Here is a 19,967-nt window from a genome sequence, read left to right as displayed (position 1 = left end):
ATGGTGAACGACAATGAAAATTGTAATTGCCCCAGATTCGTTTAAAGAGTCACTCGACGCTCATCAAGTTGCGTCTTGTATTGAGCATGGATTTGCTGACGTTTTTCCTCACGCAGAGTTTGTGAAAATGCCGCTCGCCGATGGCGGAGAAGGCACGGTAGACGTGTTGCTAGAGGCTCTCAATGGTAAGAAAAAACGACTGCAAACGACGGATCCAATTGGACGTGAATGTACGGCTTATTGGGCATCCTTAGAGCAGGCTGTTGATGGAAAAAAGGTAAAAACTGCTTTGGTTGAGTTTGCCCAAGCATCGGGCTTAGATCGATTAACCGTAGAAGAAAGATCACCTCTCACAGCATCATCTTACGGCACAGGGTTGCTGATCAAAGATGCGTTAGATAAAGGCGTGGAACAGATCATCATTGGTCTGGGCGGTAGTGCCACCAATGACGCGGGTGCTGGCATTTTACAAGCGTTGGGAGGCAAGTTATTCGACAAGCAAGGCAACGAGCTATCTGGTGGCGGAGCCGAGTTAAGCCAGTTAGCAAGCATCAATCTTGATGGACTACACCCTAGATGCAAAGAAGTGACGTTCGTGGTCGCGTGTGATGTGAATAATCCACTGTGTGGCGAAAGCGGAGCCAGTGCCGTATTTGGCCCTCAAAAAGGGGCTTCACAAGCTCAAGTTGAACAACTTGATACTGCGATCGGTCACTTTGCCGATACCGCTCAAGCACATACGGGTACTAATCATCGCGACACAGCTGGTTTTGGTGCGGCTGGTGGTACACCTCTTGGGTTAAGTCTTGCATTCAATATCCAAATTAAAGCGGGTATTGAGATGGTATTAGATGCTTTGGATGCAGATAAGGTTCTTGAAGGTGCTTCACTGGTCGTGACCGGAGAGGGGCAGATGGACAACCAAACCCTGCAAGGTAAAACACCTTTCGGTATTGCTCAGAGAGCCCAACAGCTGAATATTCCAACCATTGGAATTGCGGGCTCTTTGGGGCAAGACGTTGAAAAACTTTACGGCTCAATGTCTAGCTTATTTGGAACCGTACGTTCACCTCAGTCTTTAGACCAAGTTTTATCAGAAGCGAATCAAAACCTGACTCGCACTGCCCGTAATATCGCCGCCACGCTCAAGCTTGGCAGCCAGATTTTTAATGAGAAGTAATTATGTCTCTATTTAAACTCGATAACGTTATTCAAAATTACGCATGGGGAAGCAAAGACTCCATCAACCAACTTTTTGGTATTGTGAACCCAAACCAAGAACCTCAAGCAGAAATTTGGATGGGTGCTCATCCTAATGGTTGCTCAAAAGTAGGCGATACCGGTGAGCCGCTTTCTCACATGATTGATGAAAATAGAATCGATGTCTTAGGCGGGTACACGGCGGCACGTTTTGGTGAATTACCTTTCCTGTTTAAGGTGTTGGCCGCTGAAACTCCGTTGTCGATTCAGGTTCATCCGAATAAGCGAAAATCTGAATTAGGTTTTGAGCGAGAGAATGCACTTGGCATCCCTTTGAATGCGTCTAATCGTAACTACAAAGATCCAAACCATAAGCCTGAGTTGGTTTATGCGTTGACCTTTTACAAAGCGATGAATGGCTTTCGTCCAATCGACGATATTATTGCCTTGTTCGAAGAAGCGGATATTCCTTCGTTAGCGATTGAGCTTAATGTACTTAAAGCCAATGCCGACAGTGATTCTTTGAAGTCTTTCTTTAGCGCCATTATGTCTCTTGAAGGTGACCGTAAAGCGTCTGCGCTTAATGAGCTTTATGCTGCACATGCGCGACCAGCTAAAACGGTCATGGGACGTGAAGCTCTGCAATACAGCATTGAATTCAAACAGCATTATCCGGGTGATATTGGTTTGTTTGCACCATTGATGCTTAACACAGTTGAACTGGCGCCGGGTGAAGCGATGTTCCTATTCGCAGAAACCCCACATGCTTATGTTCAAGGTACGGGTTTAGAGATTATGGCAAACTCAGACAATGTGCTTCGTGCCGGTCTCACCCCCAAGTACATAGACGTTCCTGAGCTTATCGATAACACGATCTTTGAGCCGATTAAGCCAGAAGATATTCGCCTTAAGCCTGTATTGAAAGAGGGCAAGATGAGCTATCCGATTCCTGTGGATGACTTTGGCTTTGATATCTTGTCTGCGACTGATGAGAGCAAGTCACAGTATTTACGTAGCGCGGAGATCTTGTTCTGTGTGGAAGGAGAGGCGACCGTCACCTCAGAAGGACGGTCAGTTTCTCTTAAGCCCGGAGAATCGGTCTTTGTAAGTAGTAATTCAAGTGTTTACCAATATCAAGGGAATGGCATTTTGGCTCGTGCTTTTAACTAGTGCCCCCGTGCTAGCGATCAGCAAAAGAAATGTCAGAGTGCCACTGTAAAGTGGTACTCAATATTGGATTGATGGTTGTTATACCAATCACAGTAAGTAAGTGATCAGAAATAGCGCAGGAAAAAGACTTGAGAACAAGGCTGCTCATTTCGACAAGAAGTTTCGATAAGTAGTTATTCTACAATCAAAAATTCTAACGCAGTTATCAAGTTTTTGAACCAGCTAGGCTGACAGTTATTTACTACGATTGGTATTATCTATCTGTCTTTGACAGTCATGATTATTGACCATACCCGCTACTCTGGCGGGTTTTTTCATTATTGGAATGAGCAGATATAAGCTTGTAGAAACGAAAAACCCTGCGTTGAGATCAGGGCTTTTATTGAATCAGTACTGAGTGACTGGTTAGGCAATGTGCGTCATTTTATTAAGCACAAAGGTTTCGATACAGTCTTCAGTCGCAGCCATGTACTCAGCGATGTGTTGGCTCGCTAAGTGTTTCTCTAGGTGAGCTTCAGACTCCCAGTTCTCATGAAAAACGAAGTGAGCAGGGTTACTGTTATCTTGGTGTAAGTCGTAGTTTATACAACCGTCTTCAACACGGGTTCTATCGATCAATTTAATCATCTCTGATTTAACTAACTCAATCTTATCTTCTTTAGAGACGATTGTTGCAATAATAGTCAGTTTGCTCATTTTCAATTCCTTAGGTCTAAACTCAGTAAGTTAAAGTAATATAAGTATAAATTCAGATTGAAGAAAGAGTTCTGGAATCCAATAACTATGGTTCTTGAAGCCCATAATTTAGACTTGAGAGTATTTGGCTAATGGCAAATAGGTTACGCTCATAAAAAAGCCCTCATAGTAATATGAGGGCTTCAAATAAGAGTTAAGCAGTGTCGTTACTGGTGCATTAAGCGGACTATCCTGCCTTAAGTATATTGTTCTATCTTAAGCATACTGTTCCACTGTCATTGCCCAATTTTTTTTCTGTTGCTCAAAATTCATTTTGATTTGTTGGTAACGAACTTTAAGTAGAGAGTGTTCGTACTTCTTCACAACATCTTCGCGTTTGCTTTCAAGTAGCTGCTTTTTGACTTCGTAATACTCGTTCATGTTTGATACTAGAGCATCGAATTCTTGTTGAAGTTTGTCCGCGATTTGCTGCTTGTCGGCACGATGCATGATCTTTTGCTGCGTGCGTTTAAGTAACATTGATGCTTCTGCTTTTTCGATACGAGCTTGAGGGGTTTTCTTAAGCTTGCTTGCCAATCCCATCAAAGAAGCACTCTTGATCAACCATTTTGTAGGATCGTATTGCCACCAGTAGATGCCGTTGCGGTAATCGTTCTCAAAGATGTGGTGGAAGTTGTGGTAGCCTTCGCCAAAAGTTAGAACCGCTAACACACCGTTATCACGGGCCGTGTTTTTGTCGGTAAAAGGTTGGCTACCCCAGATGTGAGCAAGAGAGTTAATGAAGAATGTCGTGTGATGGTTAAGCACCAAACGAACAGCACCTACGATTAACAACATGCCAAGTACGTCACCGTAAATAACACCTAAAGCGATAGGAACACCGAAGTTCATTAGCAATGCCAACAGAACATAGTGCTTGTGCTGCCACATAACAATTTTGTCTTTCTTTAAATCTCGACAATTCTCATAATTTTCATACATCGAGGTGCTGTAGTTACGAATCATCCAACCAATGTGCGAGTACCAAAAGCCGCGTTTTGCAGAGTACGGGTCTTTGTCATTGTTATCCACGTGCTTATGATGCACACGGTGATCAGAAGACCAGTGTAACGCGCTGTTCTGCAGGGCAAATGCGCCACCTAATGCAAATAAAAATCTTAGGCTCGAATGCGCTTCAAACGCTTTATGAGACCATAAGCGGTGATAACCCGTTGTGATTGAAAGGTTACAGAACGTAAAACAGATTGCTAGCCATATCCAGTGCTCCATACCATAGCCAAAAAAGTAGCCATAAACGGGAGCCGCAACAACAGCAAGCAGCATACTAAAAGAGAATACAAAAATATTGAGCCAGATTAATGGCGGCTTTTTTGTAGATTGTTTGTCGGCACTATTCATTAGCAAATTTCCATTGAGCTTACATCTGTGCGCTAGAATATCAGCGTACACGTGTAAGTCAATATTGAAAGTGTAAACGTGTATTAGTATGTTTTGCTTAAATATTGTATAAAGGTAGTGTGAAATGTAGTAGCAAGTCATAAATGGAAGTACTAAGGGCTAATAAATGGAAATTAAGGTAGCTGAATATAAAGATTATGAGCGGATTGCCCAATTACACGCGGATAGCTGGAAGCTATATTATCGTGGCATTCTTGCTGATGATTACTTAGAAAATGATGTTTTGGAGGACAGATCTGTTATTTGGCAGACTCGTTTGATTAACCCTCCTTTTAACCAACATGTTTTATTGCTTGAAGAGGGCGGTTTACTGGTTGGTTTCGTCTGCGCGTTTGGTAATCACAACTTTGAGCGTGGCACGTTCATCGATGCGTTACATGTAGATAATGCCTATCGCGGTCGTGGTGTTGGTAAGCGTTTATTGTCTGAATTATCGAAGTGGTTGCAGCAATACTATTCGGATTCAGGTCTGTACCTAGAGGTGATGTCTGAAAATCACCAAGCGATTGCTTTTTATCAAGCGATTGGTGGTAAAGAAGAGCTAGAGCAAGTTTGGAATGCACCATGTGGAAGTCAAGTTAATGAGAAGGTGATTTCTTGGAGCTCTCCCGTTGAACTTGAACAGAAAACAGCAAGCATTGTGTATTCTTAGTCACTTCAAGTTGAATAATGGTTCCTTGCTCAACAGCGACCTCTTACTAAAGTTGCTTTAAAGCAGAAGAACAAACTAAAAAGCCCCGAGCATTAAATTGTTCGGGGCTTTTTTGATTAGAGTAGACGCTTCAATTATTTGGCGTTTAGTCGCACCATGTAATTTTTTTCATAAAACGAAGAGAGATTAACGCTTGTTCTTCAAGTAACGTTTACGACGCTCTTCTTTTTTCTTAATCTGTTGTTCGGCTTTCAGCGCAGCCGCTTCTTCAACTTCGATCAACTCTTGTGTGATCATTTCTGGTAGCTCTAACGTTACTTTACCTAAAGTACCATTACGCAGTTCATGAAGTAGGATTTCAGAACATTTGTGAATGTCTATATGACCACCAGCACGAAGTGCGCCACGCTTACGACCAATCGCTTCCATCAATTCGATGTCTGACTCTGGCAGCTCTTCAATTTGGTAGCGTTCTTGCAAAAGGTTAGGGTATTGCTTTGCAAGGTACTCGACTGTGTAGAATGCCACTTCATCGTATTCCATTGCCGTATCTTTTACAGCGCCTGTTGCAGCCAAGCGGAAGCCACTGTGTGGGTTTTCTACTTTAGGCCATAGGATTCCAGGAGTATCTGAAAGGATCACGCCATTTTGTAGATTGATACGTTGTTGACGACGAGTTACCGCAGGTTGGTTACCAGTAACCGCGATCGTACGTCCCGCTAAACAGTTGATGATGGTCGATTTACCCACGTTCGGGATGCCCATGATCATTGTACGAATGTTCTTACCCATCTGTTCACGGTGCGGTGCTAACTTACGCACGAGCTCCATAACGTGGTTCACTTCTTCTTTAGCGCTAGTAGTAATCGCAATCGCTTTAACGCCTTGCTCTTTCTCGAAGTGCTCAATCCAACGCTCAGTAAGCTCAGGATCCGCAAGATCGCGCTTGTTCAACACTTTTACACAAGGCTTATCGCCGCGCAGTGAAGAGATCATTGGGTTTTCACTACTGAACGGGATACGAGCGTCCAGTACTTCGATGATCACATCAACCTGTGGGATAACTTCTTCGATTTCTTTACGGGCTTTATGCATGTGACCCGGAAACCATTGAATAGACATAGAGATAAACCTTGATAAATATATTTGCTGCACATTGTAAGGGTTGGATGATACGTGTAAAGGTATATCTCTCCCGACCTTCAATGAGCTCAGTGAGTTTGCTTGAAGTATAGGCGACTTAGTGATGTTTATTTAACTTAGACTGATCTAATGAAGGTGAAATCCATTACTGTTGTGAAGCATAAAAAGCCGCAATATCTTTCAAGTCTTGATCATTGAGTTTACTCAGTTGTGTTTGCATCATCTCAGCGTAAGCGCCTTGTCTATCACCGTTTTGGTAAGCTTTCATTTTGTTATAGAGGTAAGTTGAATCTTGGCCAGAAAGTTTTGGGTAAGCAGTGTTACTTGTTTCACCCGTGGGGTTATGACAGAAAATGCAACTTGGTGACTTCATTTTACCCAGTTCAGGATCGCCAAAATTAGAGGCATGAAGGCTAGGGGAAAGAGTGAGTAATAGTAAAGTGAAGGAACGGTAAGTCATGCTTTTGCTCCGGTAAAAACATAACAATAAAGCTTACCCTAAGGGGAAGCTCAAGTCCGAATTGCTTTAGATGCTTTAGATGCTTTAGATGCTTTAGATGCTTTAGATGCTTTAGATGCTATATGCTTTAGATATTTTAGAAGCTAATAGTGTTGACAGTTACAACTGACTTCGTTCTGTTAGGCGAGTAGAGGGCTTAAGAAGTGATGTTTTGTGATTTCAAAAATTCTATTCGTACCTTAGAGGGCAGAATGTAATTAAGTCACTGGTGATATGATTTAAACTTCGTTGTTCAGTCTAACTGTGATTTTATGACGGAGGGGGATAATAGAAGATCACCTTTTCAAGGGCCTAAATTATAATACGATCTGTTGTAAAAATAACTGCAATCCAGTGTCTCTATATTTGTGACTCAAATATTAACTACATGCCTGGTTGTATAATAGTCTCTAAACTATTGATGAAATTTGCTTTTCTTATTGCTTCTTTTCGGTTGGTTACGTTTATTTTTTTATATATATTATATACATGCGTTTTTACTGTACTTTCTGAAATAAATAGTTCACTTGATATCTCTAAATTTGTATCTCCTCTGATAACTCGTTTAAATATTTGAGCTTCTCTTTTTGTAAGGGTAGATAATATTACCTGTGACTTGAATGTTTGGGAGCGCGCATTGGATAAAATATGCGACATTAACTTCCTCGGTAACCATAGGTCGTCATCACAAACCGTTTTCAAGCAACGTGTAAGGTGTTCTACAGGAGCATCTTGATAGATTATGCCCTTTATATTAAACATGTTGAATAGTTGCATTACGGTAATACTCTGTCCGGTAATATCAGAGGGAACGTCATAGATTACCCATTTGTTGGACTCTACTTTTGATAAGGTGATGTAAACATCTTTGATGTCAGCTAAGAGTAAGTAACTAATGAGAATGACATCAAACGTCTTGCGATGATTCGAACGTTCAATACCTGAAATACATTCGCGACTAAAACAAAAGTCACTGTATTTCTCTATTTCTCGTTGAATAAACTGGTTATTTATACCGTTATCGCCAATTAGGAGCATGTGCTTTAAATTATTTTTACTGTTATGCATACTTTACTCCGAAACTGACAAATCGTGTTGTGATTATATGATACTGGGTTTTATATAATTGCGTTGCATATCTCAGGATTTATATAATTACATATTTAAGGCTGCTGTGAAAGGAGGGGTTCTATAGAAATTTGTAATGTATCGTCATATATTCCTCCCGGTTTGTTCTCTGTTTCCCCAATTACAAAACTCAAAGGAATAGGTTGACCGATCGTAGCCGAAATACGCTGAATTTTTGCATCAAGTTGACCGAGGTTTACTCTATCGTTATCTAGGGAAAGTTGGTATGGAATATCCCATTTTGTCTCATCAGATTCATGACGTAGCATCCCTTGATGGGATGATTCCAATACGATGGTATACGCTGTATTACTTTGCACCCATAGGTTCGGTGCAGAACGAATAATCTTGTTTGAATATAATGTTCCTAGATCAAGGTCATAATGCTGTTGAGTTAACCCATAAAAGTGAACTTTTGCAGCTGGTGGCACGGTAACAGATACTGGGAGTGAGCTAGGGCTAATCTCTATTTGTTGGTTGTCTGAGGTATAAGAGGGCGACACTTCTAAAAGCCCCCGGTAGGTTCCTGACGCTAGCCACTGTTTGCTTGGGAAACGCATTTGTATGGTTGTCGAAGGTTGACTGTCGGTTAATGATAAATGCCACTGATTCGCGATTGGCACACCCACTTGTCCACTCCACTCGAAGTTGAGCTTGTCTTGGTTTAACCCTTTTAACGTCCGACTGGTATCGTTAAGTTGTAAAACCAAACTCAATTTACAGGCTTCTCCAACTATATTTGCATCGATCCTATAAGTATTAATTGTTGCGTAAGTACCTGTGTTGAACACGTCGTATTGCGACTGGGATGAGACGGGTTGAATCGTCAATGCACTAGCTTCACATGCTAATACAGAGGATACAGAATTTATGGCGATGAGGAACCATCCACCCCACCGAAGTTGTTTAATCCACATACACATCTCCTAGTCTGATCAAGTTGTCACTGCGCTCGCTGAGAGTAATGACGGCTGACTCTTGTCCTTTAGTGTCAAGAATCAGTTGATATTTCCCTGGCTTTAACCCAGATATCGCAAATATGCCACTCCGATTGGTAAAGAAGTCAATCGGTAACTGTTTAGCTTCACCAAGGTAATGTGCTACACCAGCGACAAGTGAAATTGGATTGTTACTTTGACGGTCGTATAGCTTACCAATCACGGTTAAGACAGCATCGGAACCAATTTGTAGTTGGAAGCCCCGCTTGTAATCAGGCTTAACCCAAAAAGCACCATCCCCCAAATCATATCCCGGTGGTAAGTTATCGACCTCATAACCGATGACTTGGCTATTATAAGCAACAAGATCAGGGACCATGGCACTGGCATCTCCGTTAAGGTAAACGCGTGCGTACTCTCCATCTTTTGTTGGGTCTAATGCCACATCATTCTCTGCGAGGCTTTCGTGCTTGCTGACAATAGCGAATGCTTCTCGGACTGGTCTGCCGATCGTTACCGATGAACCTGCAAACGCAAGTGCACTGCTGATGGTCACGTCGGTACTGTGGTTTCTTGTGTCACCACTAATGTCGTCAAGTCGCGAGGCATGGGTGGCACTCAATTCGTAACGGTTTGCTGTATAGTTAATACCAGCGTCCATATCGGCGTCCGTTTCTTCATTCGTAATGACACTCGCAAAGCCTGATATCCCTCCGGTGTTACCTATATTATTTTGATAGCTGTAATCTAAGGCGGCTTCTCTTAGCTCTGTACTGTAACGACCGACGACACGAGTTTGTCGGCTAAGAGGCCAGCTTATGGTGAGCGTAGTGCTGATGTCATCGTCTTTACTGGCGTGATCTTGATAGCTAACACGGGCACTCCAAGTCGCGTGAGTATCAAACAATCCGTCCGATAAACTCGGGCTAATTAGCCAATAGTCGTTCTCTTTGTCTATTCCTGAACGGTAATTGACTGTCATGGCGGCACGTAATGATCGACTTAGATAAATCGAACCGAATGCAGAAGCATAATGAGTGGTTAAGTTGATGTCTTTATCGGAGGCGTCAAACCCAGCAACACCAGTAAAATTGTTGCTCAGATACTCATAACTCACACTCAGTTGTGGAGCCAGTGTATTCTTACTGGAAAATTCCGCATCGAATGCAAATTTGTAAGCATCGCCGTTTCCTAATACAGGATGTTCGCTACGTGAAGCATTGAGTTCAGTGACTCCCCATCTAGAAGCGAGGAGTGCGGTAGTACCATATTGGTATAAATCTTCACGGGTTTGAAAGTTGGTACCTAACGTTAACCAAGGGTTAATACCCACATCAACATAACCATGGAAAATACGCTCATCGGTTAGGTATTCTAATTGTCCATTTTGGAGTTCAGAGGGCGCTCCGTACATAATGCTATATTCAAACTCACCGCTATTGAGTAAGTCGTTACCCGTCGCAATAGAAAACTCGATACGCTCTTCATTCCCAGAACGATCGGTAATGACGAGTACAATATCGTTACTACCTTGCGCAAGAGGTATATCACTCAGGTTGTAGCTACCAGCGCCTAAAGTTAATCGTTGGACTGCAATCCCATCTATATAGACATCGACATTCGAGGCTCTTTGAAGTGTGAATGATTGATTGGCTCGTGGTCGTGCATTTCTGGTTGGAATCAGTGTGAAATCTCGAGTTAAGCCAATACCAAGTATGTCGGTGCTGTCCTGAAAAGATTGGCCACTGTTGTACATATCGCCGAGCACAAGTCGTGTACCTTGCTGTGCAAAGTCAATATTAAGACGAGTTCCTTCTCTCACATATTGTGATTTTTGTGATGAACCATTTTCTAAATAGGATTCATATTCAAAATTGAAAAAACCAATGTTAAGTGCAGAGTCGAATTGACTGCGATAAAGATCTTGCCTTGACGATTTTTGATCGACATATTGGCTCTCATTGGCGGAAAGGGCGACGTTAACGTATCCGCTTAACAGACTTGGCTCAGCATAGTTATAAAAATTATCTGCGCCGTTCATCGAGAGTTGTTGGGTTAAGCTAAATTCTGGCGGAACCGTCACGATACATTCCAACGAAGAAAAGTCGAAATTAAGTCCCAGCCCTACGCTCATAAAGTGGTGCTGCGACAGCATCTCATCGTCTGTCGTGTCATGGAGCTTACCAATACCTTCTTGAGTGACGACAGACGAAAGGAGAGACAGCGTACTTTCCTTTGGCAAAAGAATTTCGTTGTTTGCGGTAATGATAATATCCGCTTCACCAAGAATGGTGTCACTTATCCTTAGTAAAGAGGTAAGTTGAATGTCGCGTCCTGTCGGGTTCAATACCATATCCTGGCCCCAAGCTACAGGGCTTAAGGCGGCACAATAAAACAGTACTAATCCCAAGACATAGAAAACTTGCCACATCTTGTGAGAGGTTTCAGTTTTCATATCCATGATAAGTGCCTACTGGTAAGTAATTTAAAGAAGAAGGCAAAGTAATAGTCGAGCGTGGTGGAATAAACTGTTCACCTAAAGCCTCATGTACCTTTTGGTTCTGAGATTCGAGCCCCTTAAAATGAAGTAACGATGTATAGGTAAATCGCGACCCTGAATTAGTGAGTGTTAGTTTTCCTTGTTCATCTATATGTAAGTTCACGTCAGGCTCTAGCGAGGATGAGTGAATGTGCAACAACGCATTGTAGTGAACTTGCAAATTGATACCGGTTGTTAAACTGGTAGGACTGTCCATTTTTTCGTTGTTTTGACCAATATTTACGGTACTGAAACGAACAAAGTAACTTTGGGAAGTTTCGAGTTGGCGGTTTCCCAACCATTGTATACGGAATACTTGACGTTCACCGGGTGCCAACATAGCGGCAGGTGGAAACACAAACATCACCTCACTCGATAGATCTGATGTTTGGAACGTACCATCAGGTAAGAATTTCAAACGACGAACGTTAGCTTCAAGTGGGAGATCCCGCGTCGAGTTGTTAGTCACAACCAGTTGCGATGTTGCCCTGTGATCGGTATTGAGTTCAATGACGGTTGGAAACAGTGTTATGCCAAGCGCTTGTGCACACAGAAAACAAGAAATGAACCCACCAAAAATATAACGTCTCATTGCTACTGATCCTGCTCGATTTCAATCGATAGCGTCTCTACATTGTAATTTTCAAGTGGCTGCATTTCGAAAAAACGAGTGGAATAGGGAAGAACTAAAGTTCCTGGAATACGTTTGGCGATTTCTACGCCTTTTAAATAGGTTGATTTTTTGCCGTCAGAAATTTTCCATGTCGTATTGGTTAACCGACCATAACTATTACCGCTGTTCAGTACTTCAAGGACCCATTTGTTATTCTTGTTATTTGGTTCGATACTTTTAATTTCTAGTTGAGCGGCCGTGTTCTGAGGTCGCACGTTGATAAGCGTATTAAACTGAAGTAACAGACTCACTTGCCCTTGGTTGCTACTTGCTCTTTGAACTTTCACTTGCTTAACAGCAATACGAAAAGCTTTTGACTCTGTAATGGACGGATCGCCTAAATATCGGACCATAATAGATTGCGAACGTCCAGGCTCTATAATTGCAGTTACTGGAATCACTAATAGCTCGTCATCTGCAGGCGTCGTGGTCTCTTTTCCGTATTCATTCATAGTCATAAATACTGGAGACAGTTCGACTGTGAGTGGTTCGGTAGACGAATTCTCAACCCTCATTGTCATTTGAGCTCTTTTACCAAGTGGCGTCATCTCCATAGACATCGGCTCTACTTTGAACGCATGAGCTGACAAACAAGTGAGTGACAATAATAAGAGAACAGTCCATTTATGCATGATCCATTTATACATCGCGATGAGCTCCAAATTAAACTAGAGTCGTAATACAACTGAGGTTAAGTTTTAATACAACAAAGGCTTAGATGAAGTCGGAGGCCAAATAATAGCCCCCGACTTATTCAACCTCTAATTTGAGGTGATATTTACGGTTAACGTATCTGAATAACCACCTGCCCATGGGGAGGTTTCTGTTGTCACAATATCAATGGACGCGGCAACACCAGTCGCCAATACTCCTGAACCACCATAAGAGTTACTGATTGAAACGTCATTTAGGCCTGGGCCTCCTGGCGCATTAAGCGTGAAAGGAGCTAAGCCTGAAGGGTTAAATGTTGCTTCGTATGTAAGAGCGTAGTCTTCGCTATCATCGGACTCTAGACCACCCTCAGCACTCGTCAGTGTTACAGTTGCACCATCGACGTCATTACACTTCATGTTAAGGCCACTAACAGAAAGGTTTTGAATTTGAGATACATTACCAAAGTCCATCAGTTGTGTTGAAAGACCAGTAACTTCACATACAGGTGAAACAAAACCAACTAGTTGGACATCACCAGGAGCGGCTTGAACTTGAGCACCAAAAATAGCTGTGACTGTTGCTGCGTAGAGTGTTAGCTTTTTCATTAGAAATTCCTTTATCTTAAATGATTGGCTCGAATACTGCTGAGCGTATGTTGTTCTGCAGATACATTGCAGAGCTTTTACTTGGTCACGCTATGAATCGAAGGGTAAACTTCGATCTCAATAACGTCTTGATAATAACCCGCGAAACGCAAGCTATTTTCGAGTGCTACCCTAAGGCTCCCCTGTTGAGAGAAAGGAATAACACCAGAACTGTTTATCATTACTGGTGAAGTAAGTTGGCTGCTGTGCCTACTTTCATCAAGACGAAGCTCGTCTATTTGTAATGACAGATTATAAGTTTCAATAATATCAACCCCTTGGTGTTGATATTTTAAGCCTCCATATTTTGAATTAATCGTTATACCCAACGGACGGTTACAATACATATTAAAAGGCAATAGTTGCACATCACGGTGTTCCGTAAACTTCATGACATTGCCAGAAAAGAAATTTATTTCGCATCGATCTTTGATCTGGCCATTAATTCCTAACGTTAAGGTGTTAGCACTGGTGTAGAATGAAAGTGTCAGACTAAAAATTAACGTTGAGACGATGAATTTGTGAATAAATACGAATGCTCTAATCATCATTTCACCTCTCATTGATTGAATGTAACCTGTTGCTTAACTTTCAAAACTATAAGTGCTTTAAAAAATGGTGAAGTAGTAAAAAAAGTTTATTATTTAGACGAAGTATGAGTTTTAGTATGAGTTTAAGGTAAGGTATAAATAGTACATTTTTAGATAATAATTTTGTTTTCAATTAGATAGGCAGTTTTTGACCCACAGTTAAATTTACGAGTGGATTTTTATTAATTGATAAAATTAGAACTATGGTCTACGGCGTTATTTTTGGTAAATTTTTCGATGGATTATTCTTCCAGGAATATTTTATTTTTAGTTTTATTCACTGGCTTATAATTTGAATGTGACGATTTTTATTTGTAATAGTGAACAGTGGCTATCTATATTGGTTGGTAATTTTCTATTTAAATTAGCCTATTACGATGTTTTTTAGAGTTGATGTGTTTTATTTTTAAATACCGTACGTGTGGTAAATAAAAAATTAAATTATTACTGTTAAATTTTTTGATTTTATTGGGCACGAAAAATTTAATCTCACAAATGAAAATCGAAATTTAACGATAATTTAATACTTAAACGCAGGTTTAATACATAGAAGGTATTCACATAGGCCAAAACAAGATTGCGTTCTGTTGCAGTTAATTTAGTTGAGTCTATTAGGCAGATTAGTCGGTATAGGTATAGGTATAGGTATAGGTATAGGTGAGGTGAGGTGGCTATTTTTCGGTGGAAGAGGTGAATGATTTTTTTAAAAGACTAAAGCTTCGTAAGGGAAGCTCTAGTCTTAATTGCTTTAATGCGAATCTTGTTCAGCGTTAAAGCGCACTTTCCAACTTAGTTAGGAAAGTCGCGATGTCTTTTGAACTGATATCTCTATGAGTAACAAAACGTACAGGGTTACCTGGTGACATTGTAATGCCTTGCTCTCCTAACTCCCGTGCGATACGGTTAATATCAATCGACTGATCTAACTTCGCAAACACAATATTAGTCTGAATGAAATCAGGGTTAACTGAGAAACCTTCTAACTTGCTTAGACCAATCGCTAGTTTTTTTGCGTTTTCATGGTCTACTTTAAGTTGAGCCACGTTCTCCGTGAGCGCCATTTTACCTGCTGCAGCAAGAATACCAGCCTGACGCATACCACCACCGACCATTTTACGCAATCGACGAGCTTTAGCGATGTACGCTTTGCTACCAAGAAGTAGAGAGCCAATCGGAGCACCCAAACCTTTTGATAAACAAATTGTCATCGAATCGAAGTGTTGTGCGATCTCTTTAATGTGAACATCTAGTGCAGCCGCCGCGTTATAGACACGCGCGCCATCTAAGTGCATTTGCAGGCCGTGTTGGTTTACGAACTCACGCGCTTCCGCTAGGTAAGAGACTGGCAGCACTTTACCATTGATTGTGTTTTCTAAACTAAGAAGCTTAGTACGAGCAAAGTGGCTGTCGTCTGGCTTAATCGCTGCAGCAAGCTTTTTAAAATCTAACGTGCCGTCAGGGTTGTTCTCGATTGGCTGAGGTTGAATCGAGCCTAATACTGCAGCGCCGCCAGCTTCGTATTTGTAGTTGTGCGCTTGTTGGCCACAAAGGTATTCGTCACCACGCTCACAGTGCGCCATTAAACCCAGTAGGTTGGCCTGTGTGCCGGAAGAAGTGAACATAGCCGCTTCAAAACCGGTTTCATTTGCAGCCCATTGTTCCAGTTCGTTGACGGTTGGGTCATCGCCATATACATCATCGCCTACTTCTGCATTTGCCATTACATCACGCATAGCTTGCGAAGGTTTAGTTACGGTGTCAGAACGAAAGTCCATGTTTATCTCCTAGAGTACTATTAGGTAGTCATATAATTGGCTATAGATGGCCACATAGTTGGGCTTTGCTTAAACAAGCGATGGTTTTGGTATCGGTAATTTGATCGTTGCGAATTTTATGTTGCAGTTCTTCCAAGCTAAGTTCGATAACCTCTATTACTTCATCTTCATCACATTCAAAGCGGGTAGTAAGGCTTAAGTCTTTTGCGATGAACAAGTGTTGGATCTCATCACAGAAGCCAGCTAAAGGGGTAACTTGTCCCAAGCTCTGGAAATAAGTTGCACTGTACCCCGTTTCTTCTTCGAGTTCGCGTTGTGCACATTGAAGAGGTGTCTCATCAATTTCCATCGTGCCAGCAGGGAGTTCCAAAAGCCATTTTTTAAGAGAAGGACGAAACTGGTTAATGAGGATGATTTTTCCAGACGAAGTGATAGGAAGAATAACGGCCGCGCCGGGGTGGTTTATTGTTGTATGTTTTACCACGACGTTCGTAGGGAGCGTCACGTTCTCTTCTATAAGAGAAATACTTTTCCATTGATGGATAACTTTACTCATGCAATCTGGCCACTTTCCTTGCCAATTTTTCTTATAACTGAAGACGTGTACCACCATAACGTCTATGGTGTCGAAAATAAAAGAAAAATTAGGGTTAACAATAGATTTAGTTTCACACCATTCGTGATGCTACTCTCATAATTGGAATCTATGATTGCGCGAAAATTGCAGCTTAACCATCTGATATAAAGGCAACTCAATAATAAAAGATACTTGTAACAAAGTGCTAACAAATGTATAAAAACGTATCTACACTCTCAACTGTTCAAAGATTTTCGGAGTAACGCATGAACCCTTCTATTTCCTCACATGCTGACAAGGCGCTACTCTCTGAAAGAATCAATAAATTAGCGCATGCTCTCTCTGATGGCGTTTATGAAAGAGAAGACACCATTAAGCTTTGTTTACTGGCGGCTCTGGCTGGCGAAAGTGTGTTCCTATTGGGCCCTCCGGGTATCGCAAAAAGCCTTATCGCTAAACGCCTCATCCAGGCTTTTGACAACAGTAGCTACTTCGAATATTTGATGACACGTTTCTCTACTCCTGAGGAAGTGTTCGGCCCACTAAGCATTCAAGAATTAAAAGACAACGGTCGTTACGTAAGGCTGACCGAAGGCTACCTACCAACCGCGCAAGTTGTATTCCTTGATGAGATCTGGAAAGCAGGCCCTGCCATTCTCAATACGTTACTGACTGTGGTTAACGAAAAGACATTTAAAAACGGCGCAGACATTGAGCGTGTGCCGATGCGCTTGTTGGTTTCAGCGTCTAATGAACTTCCTGACGAAGACAGTGGACTAGAAGCACTTTATGACCGAATGTTAGTTCGCGTGTTCGTCAACCGTATTCAAAACAAACAAAACTTCAAATCGATGCTAACGACAGGTACTTCTCAAGAAGCTGTCATTCCCAAAGGGTTAGCGATTACAGACATTGAATATCATCAATGGCAGAAAGAACTCGATAATCTGGAGTTGACGGATAATTCGTTTAACAAGTTATTTGAGCTAAAAACCATGCTTGAAGACACGGTTAAGAAGCAAGGCTCAGCGTCAGAGTCGGATTTGTATGTTTCGGACAGACGCTGGAAGAAAGCGGTTAAACTATTGAAAGCGAGCGCATTTTTCAGTGGCCGTGATAGCGTTAACCCGCTCGATATTATGCTTTTACAGGATTGCTTGTGGCATAGCCCTGAATCTCGCGATGTGGTTCGTAGCGTTGTAAAAGATTTTGCGTTGAACCGAGCGTTTGATCAGCAAGAGTCTAAATCTCAAATCGAAATGTCTCGTGAAGAGCTAGAAGAGATTCAAGATGATGTTGAATCGACTCTGTCGGTGTCGCTCTCTGTGGAGTCAACCAGTGGCTTACGACGTAAAGACGTTTACCAACATGATATCAAGAACGCGAAAATGTACAGCGTCGGTAGCGCATACAATCTTATTAAATTGGTTATGCTGCAAAGCAATATGTCGGTGTCTGAATCTGAGAAAGGCGATAGTCGTTGGGTGTATGTAGCCAAAGATGATTTTGACCGTGTTCTAAAAGAAGGTCATGGCGACATTTATGGTTACGTAAACGAAAATAAAAATCTATGCCGCTTAAAGCTCGACTTGGATGCATCGAATCAATTAGTGATCAAAGATATTGCTAATCGTTCTGTATTGGTGAGTGTGGTGACTACTGACGGTTTAGATCAAGAACTGTATAACAAGTGGTTGAACGGCGCTGAGAAAGCCCTAGAACAGTTAACTGCAGCTGAATTCAAGTTAAAAAGAGTACGCACTGAATTCCATGACGCATTACCGCATAACTATATTGACCCTGATTTACCGAAAGCGATGGAATCAAGCTTACAGGCGGTAACACAAGAGCTTGAAACGACAAAAGTGAAGAGTAGCAAGATCGCGCAACGCATTAAGTTCATGAGTCAGTACTTTGAGTAAGAGGGGGAGCATATGTTAGGAGCTGACGGCTTAAACCTCGCTTTGATGGTGGCTGACTCAGGTATCATTGATACCGCGATGAATGATCTTATCGCTCGTTCTCAAGTGATGATGGCTGCTGAGAATAAAGGTGTGAAAACATCAGTCAAAAACCACTTAGTTAAATGGCGCGGTAAAGTAAAAAAACGCGTCACTAAAGTGTGTGAAACCGACCGTTTCCAAGAGGAAATCGCACTTTACCAAGAAGTGATTTACTGGGATGAGTCTCAGTTCTTTGACGAGATTGATAGCGTTATCAAGAAGCTGGAGTGGCACTCAGCATTTTACCTACAAGCAAGACGTTTGATGGAAAACAATAAAGGTGTTTATAACGCGATGTTTCCACATTACTTTTGTGATCAATGGTACCAATCGCTATCAGACGCCATCAAACAAGCTCAAGTCACCGAACTCGAAACAAGCAAAGAAAAAGTCTTAGCTGATCTTTATCAGCGCATGGAAACCATGAAAAACATGGACAAAGTGACAGAGTCGGGCGATGAAGGCAGTGTAGGGCGCTTGTGGGACATGGCTTCGGCCAAATTAAGCAAAACAGACCTAACCATCATGAAGCGCCACGCTGAGTTTCTGAATAAGCACAAGGGTTTGCAAGAGATCGCAGAAAAGCTAGGCCGTATGGCTGGTGAGGAAGATGATCCTTCGTTACACAAAGCCCCTGTAGAAGAACTACAGATGGTTGAAGAGAAAAGCGATGAAGCAGTCGATGATATTGTTGGGATTCATGAAAGTGATGATCTCAACAAGATGCTGCCAAACGAAACCATGTTCTTAGCTTACCCTGAACTTGAGGTTATCTTTTATAAGCACTTGGCCGACAAGCGTTTATTGAGCTATCGTTCGCAAGGTAAATCACGGACATTACGTAAAGTGAAAGCGCAAAAGCCTGATAGCAAGAATATCGATATTGAAAAGGGCCCGTTTATCGTCTGTGTCGACGCTTCGGGTTCTATGAGCGGTTTCCCAGAGCAGTCAGCCAAAGCTATGGCTTATGCGTTGATGCAGATAGCTCTAGCCGAAGAGAGAGACTGTTACGTGATTTTGTTCTCTTCTGAGCAGATTACCTATGAATTAACAAGGCAAGATGGCCTACGTGAAGCGAGTGACTTTTTAAGCTACTCATTCCATGGCGGTACAGATTTAGAACCTGTTCTGATGAAGTCGATTGATTTGATGACGGGTGACAAATACAAGAACGCAGATTTGATCGTGCTTTCTGACTTTATTGCTCCTAAGCAGTCTGATGAAATGATTGCTCAGGTCGAAAAATTGAAAGAGCACAAAAACCGTTTTCATGCGGTTAGTCTTTCGAAATATGGCAACCCACAACTTATGACGATGTTTGACCATTGTTGGGCTTACCATCCAAGCCTAGTCGGCCGTTTTATGAAGAAGTGGTAACGTCGAATTCCTTAATTTGCTCCATTTTGCTGCGTGTTTATTGATTGAAGAGATCGAACATGCAGCAATTTGATTTAAATGTCAGCAAACGGAATTGAAATTCATTTTTTTGTTTGACTATCTCCCCTCGATCCGTAAAGTAGGCACCCGAACACAGCGGTGCTAACGTTTAGTCGGTTCTAACGTGTTGAAAAATGGCGCCTTGGCAGAGTGGCTATGCAGCGGATTGCAAATCCGTGGACCTCGGTTCG

Annotated in this window: 18 protein-coding genes; 5 read left to right on the top strand and 13 right to left on the bottom strand. The window is 41.9% G+C overall.

The annotated features are described in order from the left end of the window. The first annotated feature begins 13 nt into the window (after positions 1 to 13). Entirely contained in the window at positions 14 to 1,180 is a 1,167-nt protein-coding gene (locus tag ACED42_RS08545; protein WP_371702161.1) for a glycerate kinase, read from the top strand. A 2-nt stretch (positions 1,181 to 1,182) separates the two neighbouring features. Then, positions 1,183 to 2,370, top strand: a complete 1,188-nt coding sequence (gene manA / locus ACED42_RS08540) for a mannose-6-phosphate isomerase, class I (RefSeq protein WP_009845444.1) — start codon at positions 1,183 to 1,185, stop codon at positions 2,368 to 2,370. 405 nt (positions 2,371 to 2,775) lie between these two features. Here the strand turns inward: manA and ACED42_RS08535 are convergent, their stop codons facing one another. Further along, positions 2,776 to 3,066, bottom strand: a complete 291-nt coding sequence (locus ACED42_RS08535) for a putative quinol monooxygenase (protein WP_102250016.1) — start codon at positions 3,064 to 3,066, stop codon at positions 2,776 to 2,778. Between the two features lie 255 nt (positions 3,067 to 3,321). Then, positions 3,322 to 4,464 carry a fatty acid desaturase gene (locus tag ACED42_RS08530; protein ID WP_009845442.1) on the bottom strand — a complete coding sequence of 381 codons (1,143 nt, stop codon included), beginning with the start codon at positions 4,462 to 4,464 and terminating at the stop codon, positions 3,322 to 3,324. 166 nt (positions 4,465 to 4,630) lie between these two features. Between ACED42_RS08530 and ACED42_RS08525 the strand changes: the two genes are divergently transcribed. After that, a complete protein-coding gene (locus ACED42_RS08525; protein ID WP_009845441.1) occupies positions 4,631 to 5,176 on the top strand; it encodes a GNAT family N-acetyltransferase in 546 nt (181 codons plus the stop codon). Between the two features lie 186 nt (positions 5,177 to 5,362). Here the strand turns inward: ACED42_RS08525 and ylqF are convergent, their stop codons facing one another. The 11 genes from ylqF to ACED42_RS08470 form a co-directional block, all read right to left on the bottom strand. Beyond that, the gene (ylqF, locus tag ACED42_RS08520) at positions 5,363 to 6,298 is read right to left on the bottom strand and encodes a ribosome biogenesis GTPase YlqF (protein ID WP_009845440.1); all 936 of its coding nucleotides are present in this window, start codon (positions 6,296 to 6,298) and stop codon (positions 5,363 to 5,365) included. A gap of 166 nt (positions 6,299 to 6,464) precedes the next feature. After that, entirely contained in the window at positions 6,465 to 6,779 is a 315-nt protein-coding gene (locus tag ACED42_RS08515) for a cytochrome c (protein ID WP_371702159.1), read from the bottom strand. 423 nt (positions 6,780 to 7,202) lie between these two features. Continuing rightward, complete coding sequence (locus ACED42_RS08510; RefSeq protein ID WP_009845438.1) at positions 7,203 to 7,886, bottom strand: helix-turn-helix transcriptional regulator; 684 nt, start codon at positions 7,884 to 7,886, stop codon at positions 7,203 to 7,205. A 95-nt stretch (positions 7,887 to 7,981) separates the two neighbouring features. Then, entirely contained in the window at positions 7,982 to 8,863 is an 882-nt protein-coding gene (locus tag ACED42_RS08505) for a hypothetical protein (RefSeq protein WP_371702158.1), read from the bottom strand. Continuing rightward, positions 8,853 to 11,345 (bottom strand): fimbria/pilus outer membrane usher protein, encoded by a 2,493-nt coding sequence (locus tag ACED42_RS08500; protein ID WP_371702156.1) that lies wholly within the window; start codon positions 11,343 to 11,345, stop codon positions 8,853 to 8,855. Before ACED42_RS08500 ends, ACED42_RS08505 begins: the two co-directional genes overlap by 11 nt. Next, complete coding sequence (locus tag ACED42_RS08495) at positions 11,329 to 12,015, bottom strand: molecular chaperone (RefSeq protein ID WP_009845435.1); 687 nt, start codon at positions 12,013 to 12,015, stop codon at positions 11,329 to 11,331. Before ACED42_RS08495 ends, ACED42_RS08500 begins: the two co-directional genes overlap by 17 nt. A gap of 2 nt (positions 12,016 to 12,017) precedes the next feature. Beyond that, positions 12,018 to 12,743: a molecular chaperone gene (locus ACED42_RS08490; RefSeq protein ID WP_371702155.1), complete on the bottom strand. Its 726-nt coding sequence runs from the start codon at positions 12,741 to 12,743 to the stop codon at positions 12,018 to 12,020. Between the two features lie 114 nt (positions 12,744 to 12,857). Then, on the bottom strand, positions 12,858 to 13,355 hold the full coding sequence (locus ACED42_RS08485) for a hypothetical protein (RefSeq protein WP_009845433.1): 498 nt from the start codon (positions 13,353 to 13,355) through the stop codon (positions 12,858 to 12,860). Between the two features lie 77 nt (positions 13,356 to 13,432). Beyond that, positions 13,433 to 13,957 carry a hypothetical protein gene (locus ACED42_RS08480; protein WP_371702154.1) on the bottom strand — a complete coding sequence of 175 codons (525 nt, stop codon included), beginning with the start codon at positions 13,955 to 13,957 and terminating at the stop codon, positions 13,433 to 13,435. A 797-nt stretch (positions 13,958 to 14,754) separates the two neighbouring features. Then, entirely contained in the window at positions 14,755 to 15,759 is a 1,005-nt protein-coding gene (ltaE, locus tag ACED42_RS08475) for a low-specificity L-threonine aldolase (RefSeq protein WP_009845431.1), read from the bottom strand. Between the two features lie 40 nt (positions 15,760 to 15,799). Continuing rightward, complete coding sequence (locus tag ACED42_RS08470; protein WP_009845430.1) at positions 15,800 to 16,315, bottom strand: NUDIX hydrolase; 516 nt, start codon at positions 16,313 to 16,315, stop codon at positions 15,800 to 15,802. A 287-nt stretch (positions 16,316 to 16,602) separates the two neighbouring features. Between ACED42_RS08470 and ACED42_RS08465 the strand changes: the two genes are divergently transcribed. Both ACED42_RS08465 and viaA read left to right on the top strand, forming a co-directional pair. Continuing rightward, complete coding sequence (locus ACED42_RS08465) at positions 16,603 to 18,258, top strand: ATPase RavA domain-containing protein (protein ID WP_012600558.1); 1,656 nt, start codon at positions 16,603 to 16,605, stop codon at positions 18,256 to 18,258. Between the two features lie 12 nt (positions 18,259 to 18,270). Beyond that, on the top strand, positions 18,271 to 19,716 hold the full coding sequence (viaA, locus tag ACED42_RS08460) for an ATPase RavA stimulator ViaA (protein ID WP_135441605.1): 1,446 nt from the start codon (positions 18,271 to 18,273) through the stop codon (positions 19,714 to 19,716). Positions 19,717 to 19,967: the final 251 nt, after the last annotated feature.

Source organism: Vibrio sp. FF145 (assembly GCF_041439075.1).
Lineage (GTDB): Bacteria > Pseudomonadota > Gammaproteobacteria > Enterobacterales > Vibrionaceae > Vibrio > Vibrio tasmaniensis_A.
The sequence above is the reverse complement of the archived record's forward strand: the minus strand, read 5'-3'. Positions and strand labels throughout refer to the sequence as shown.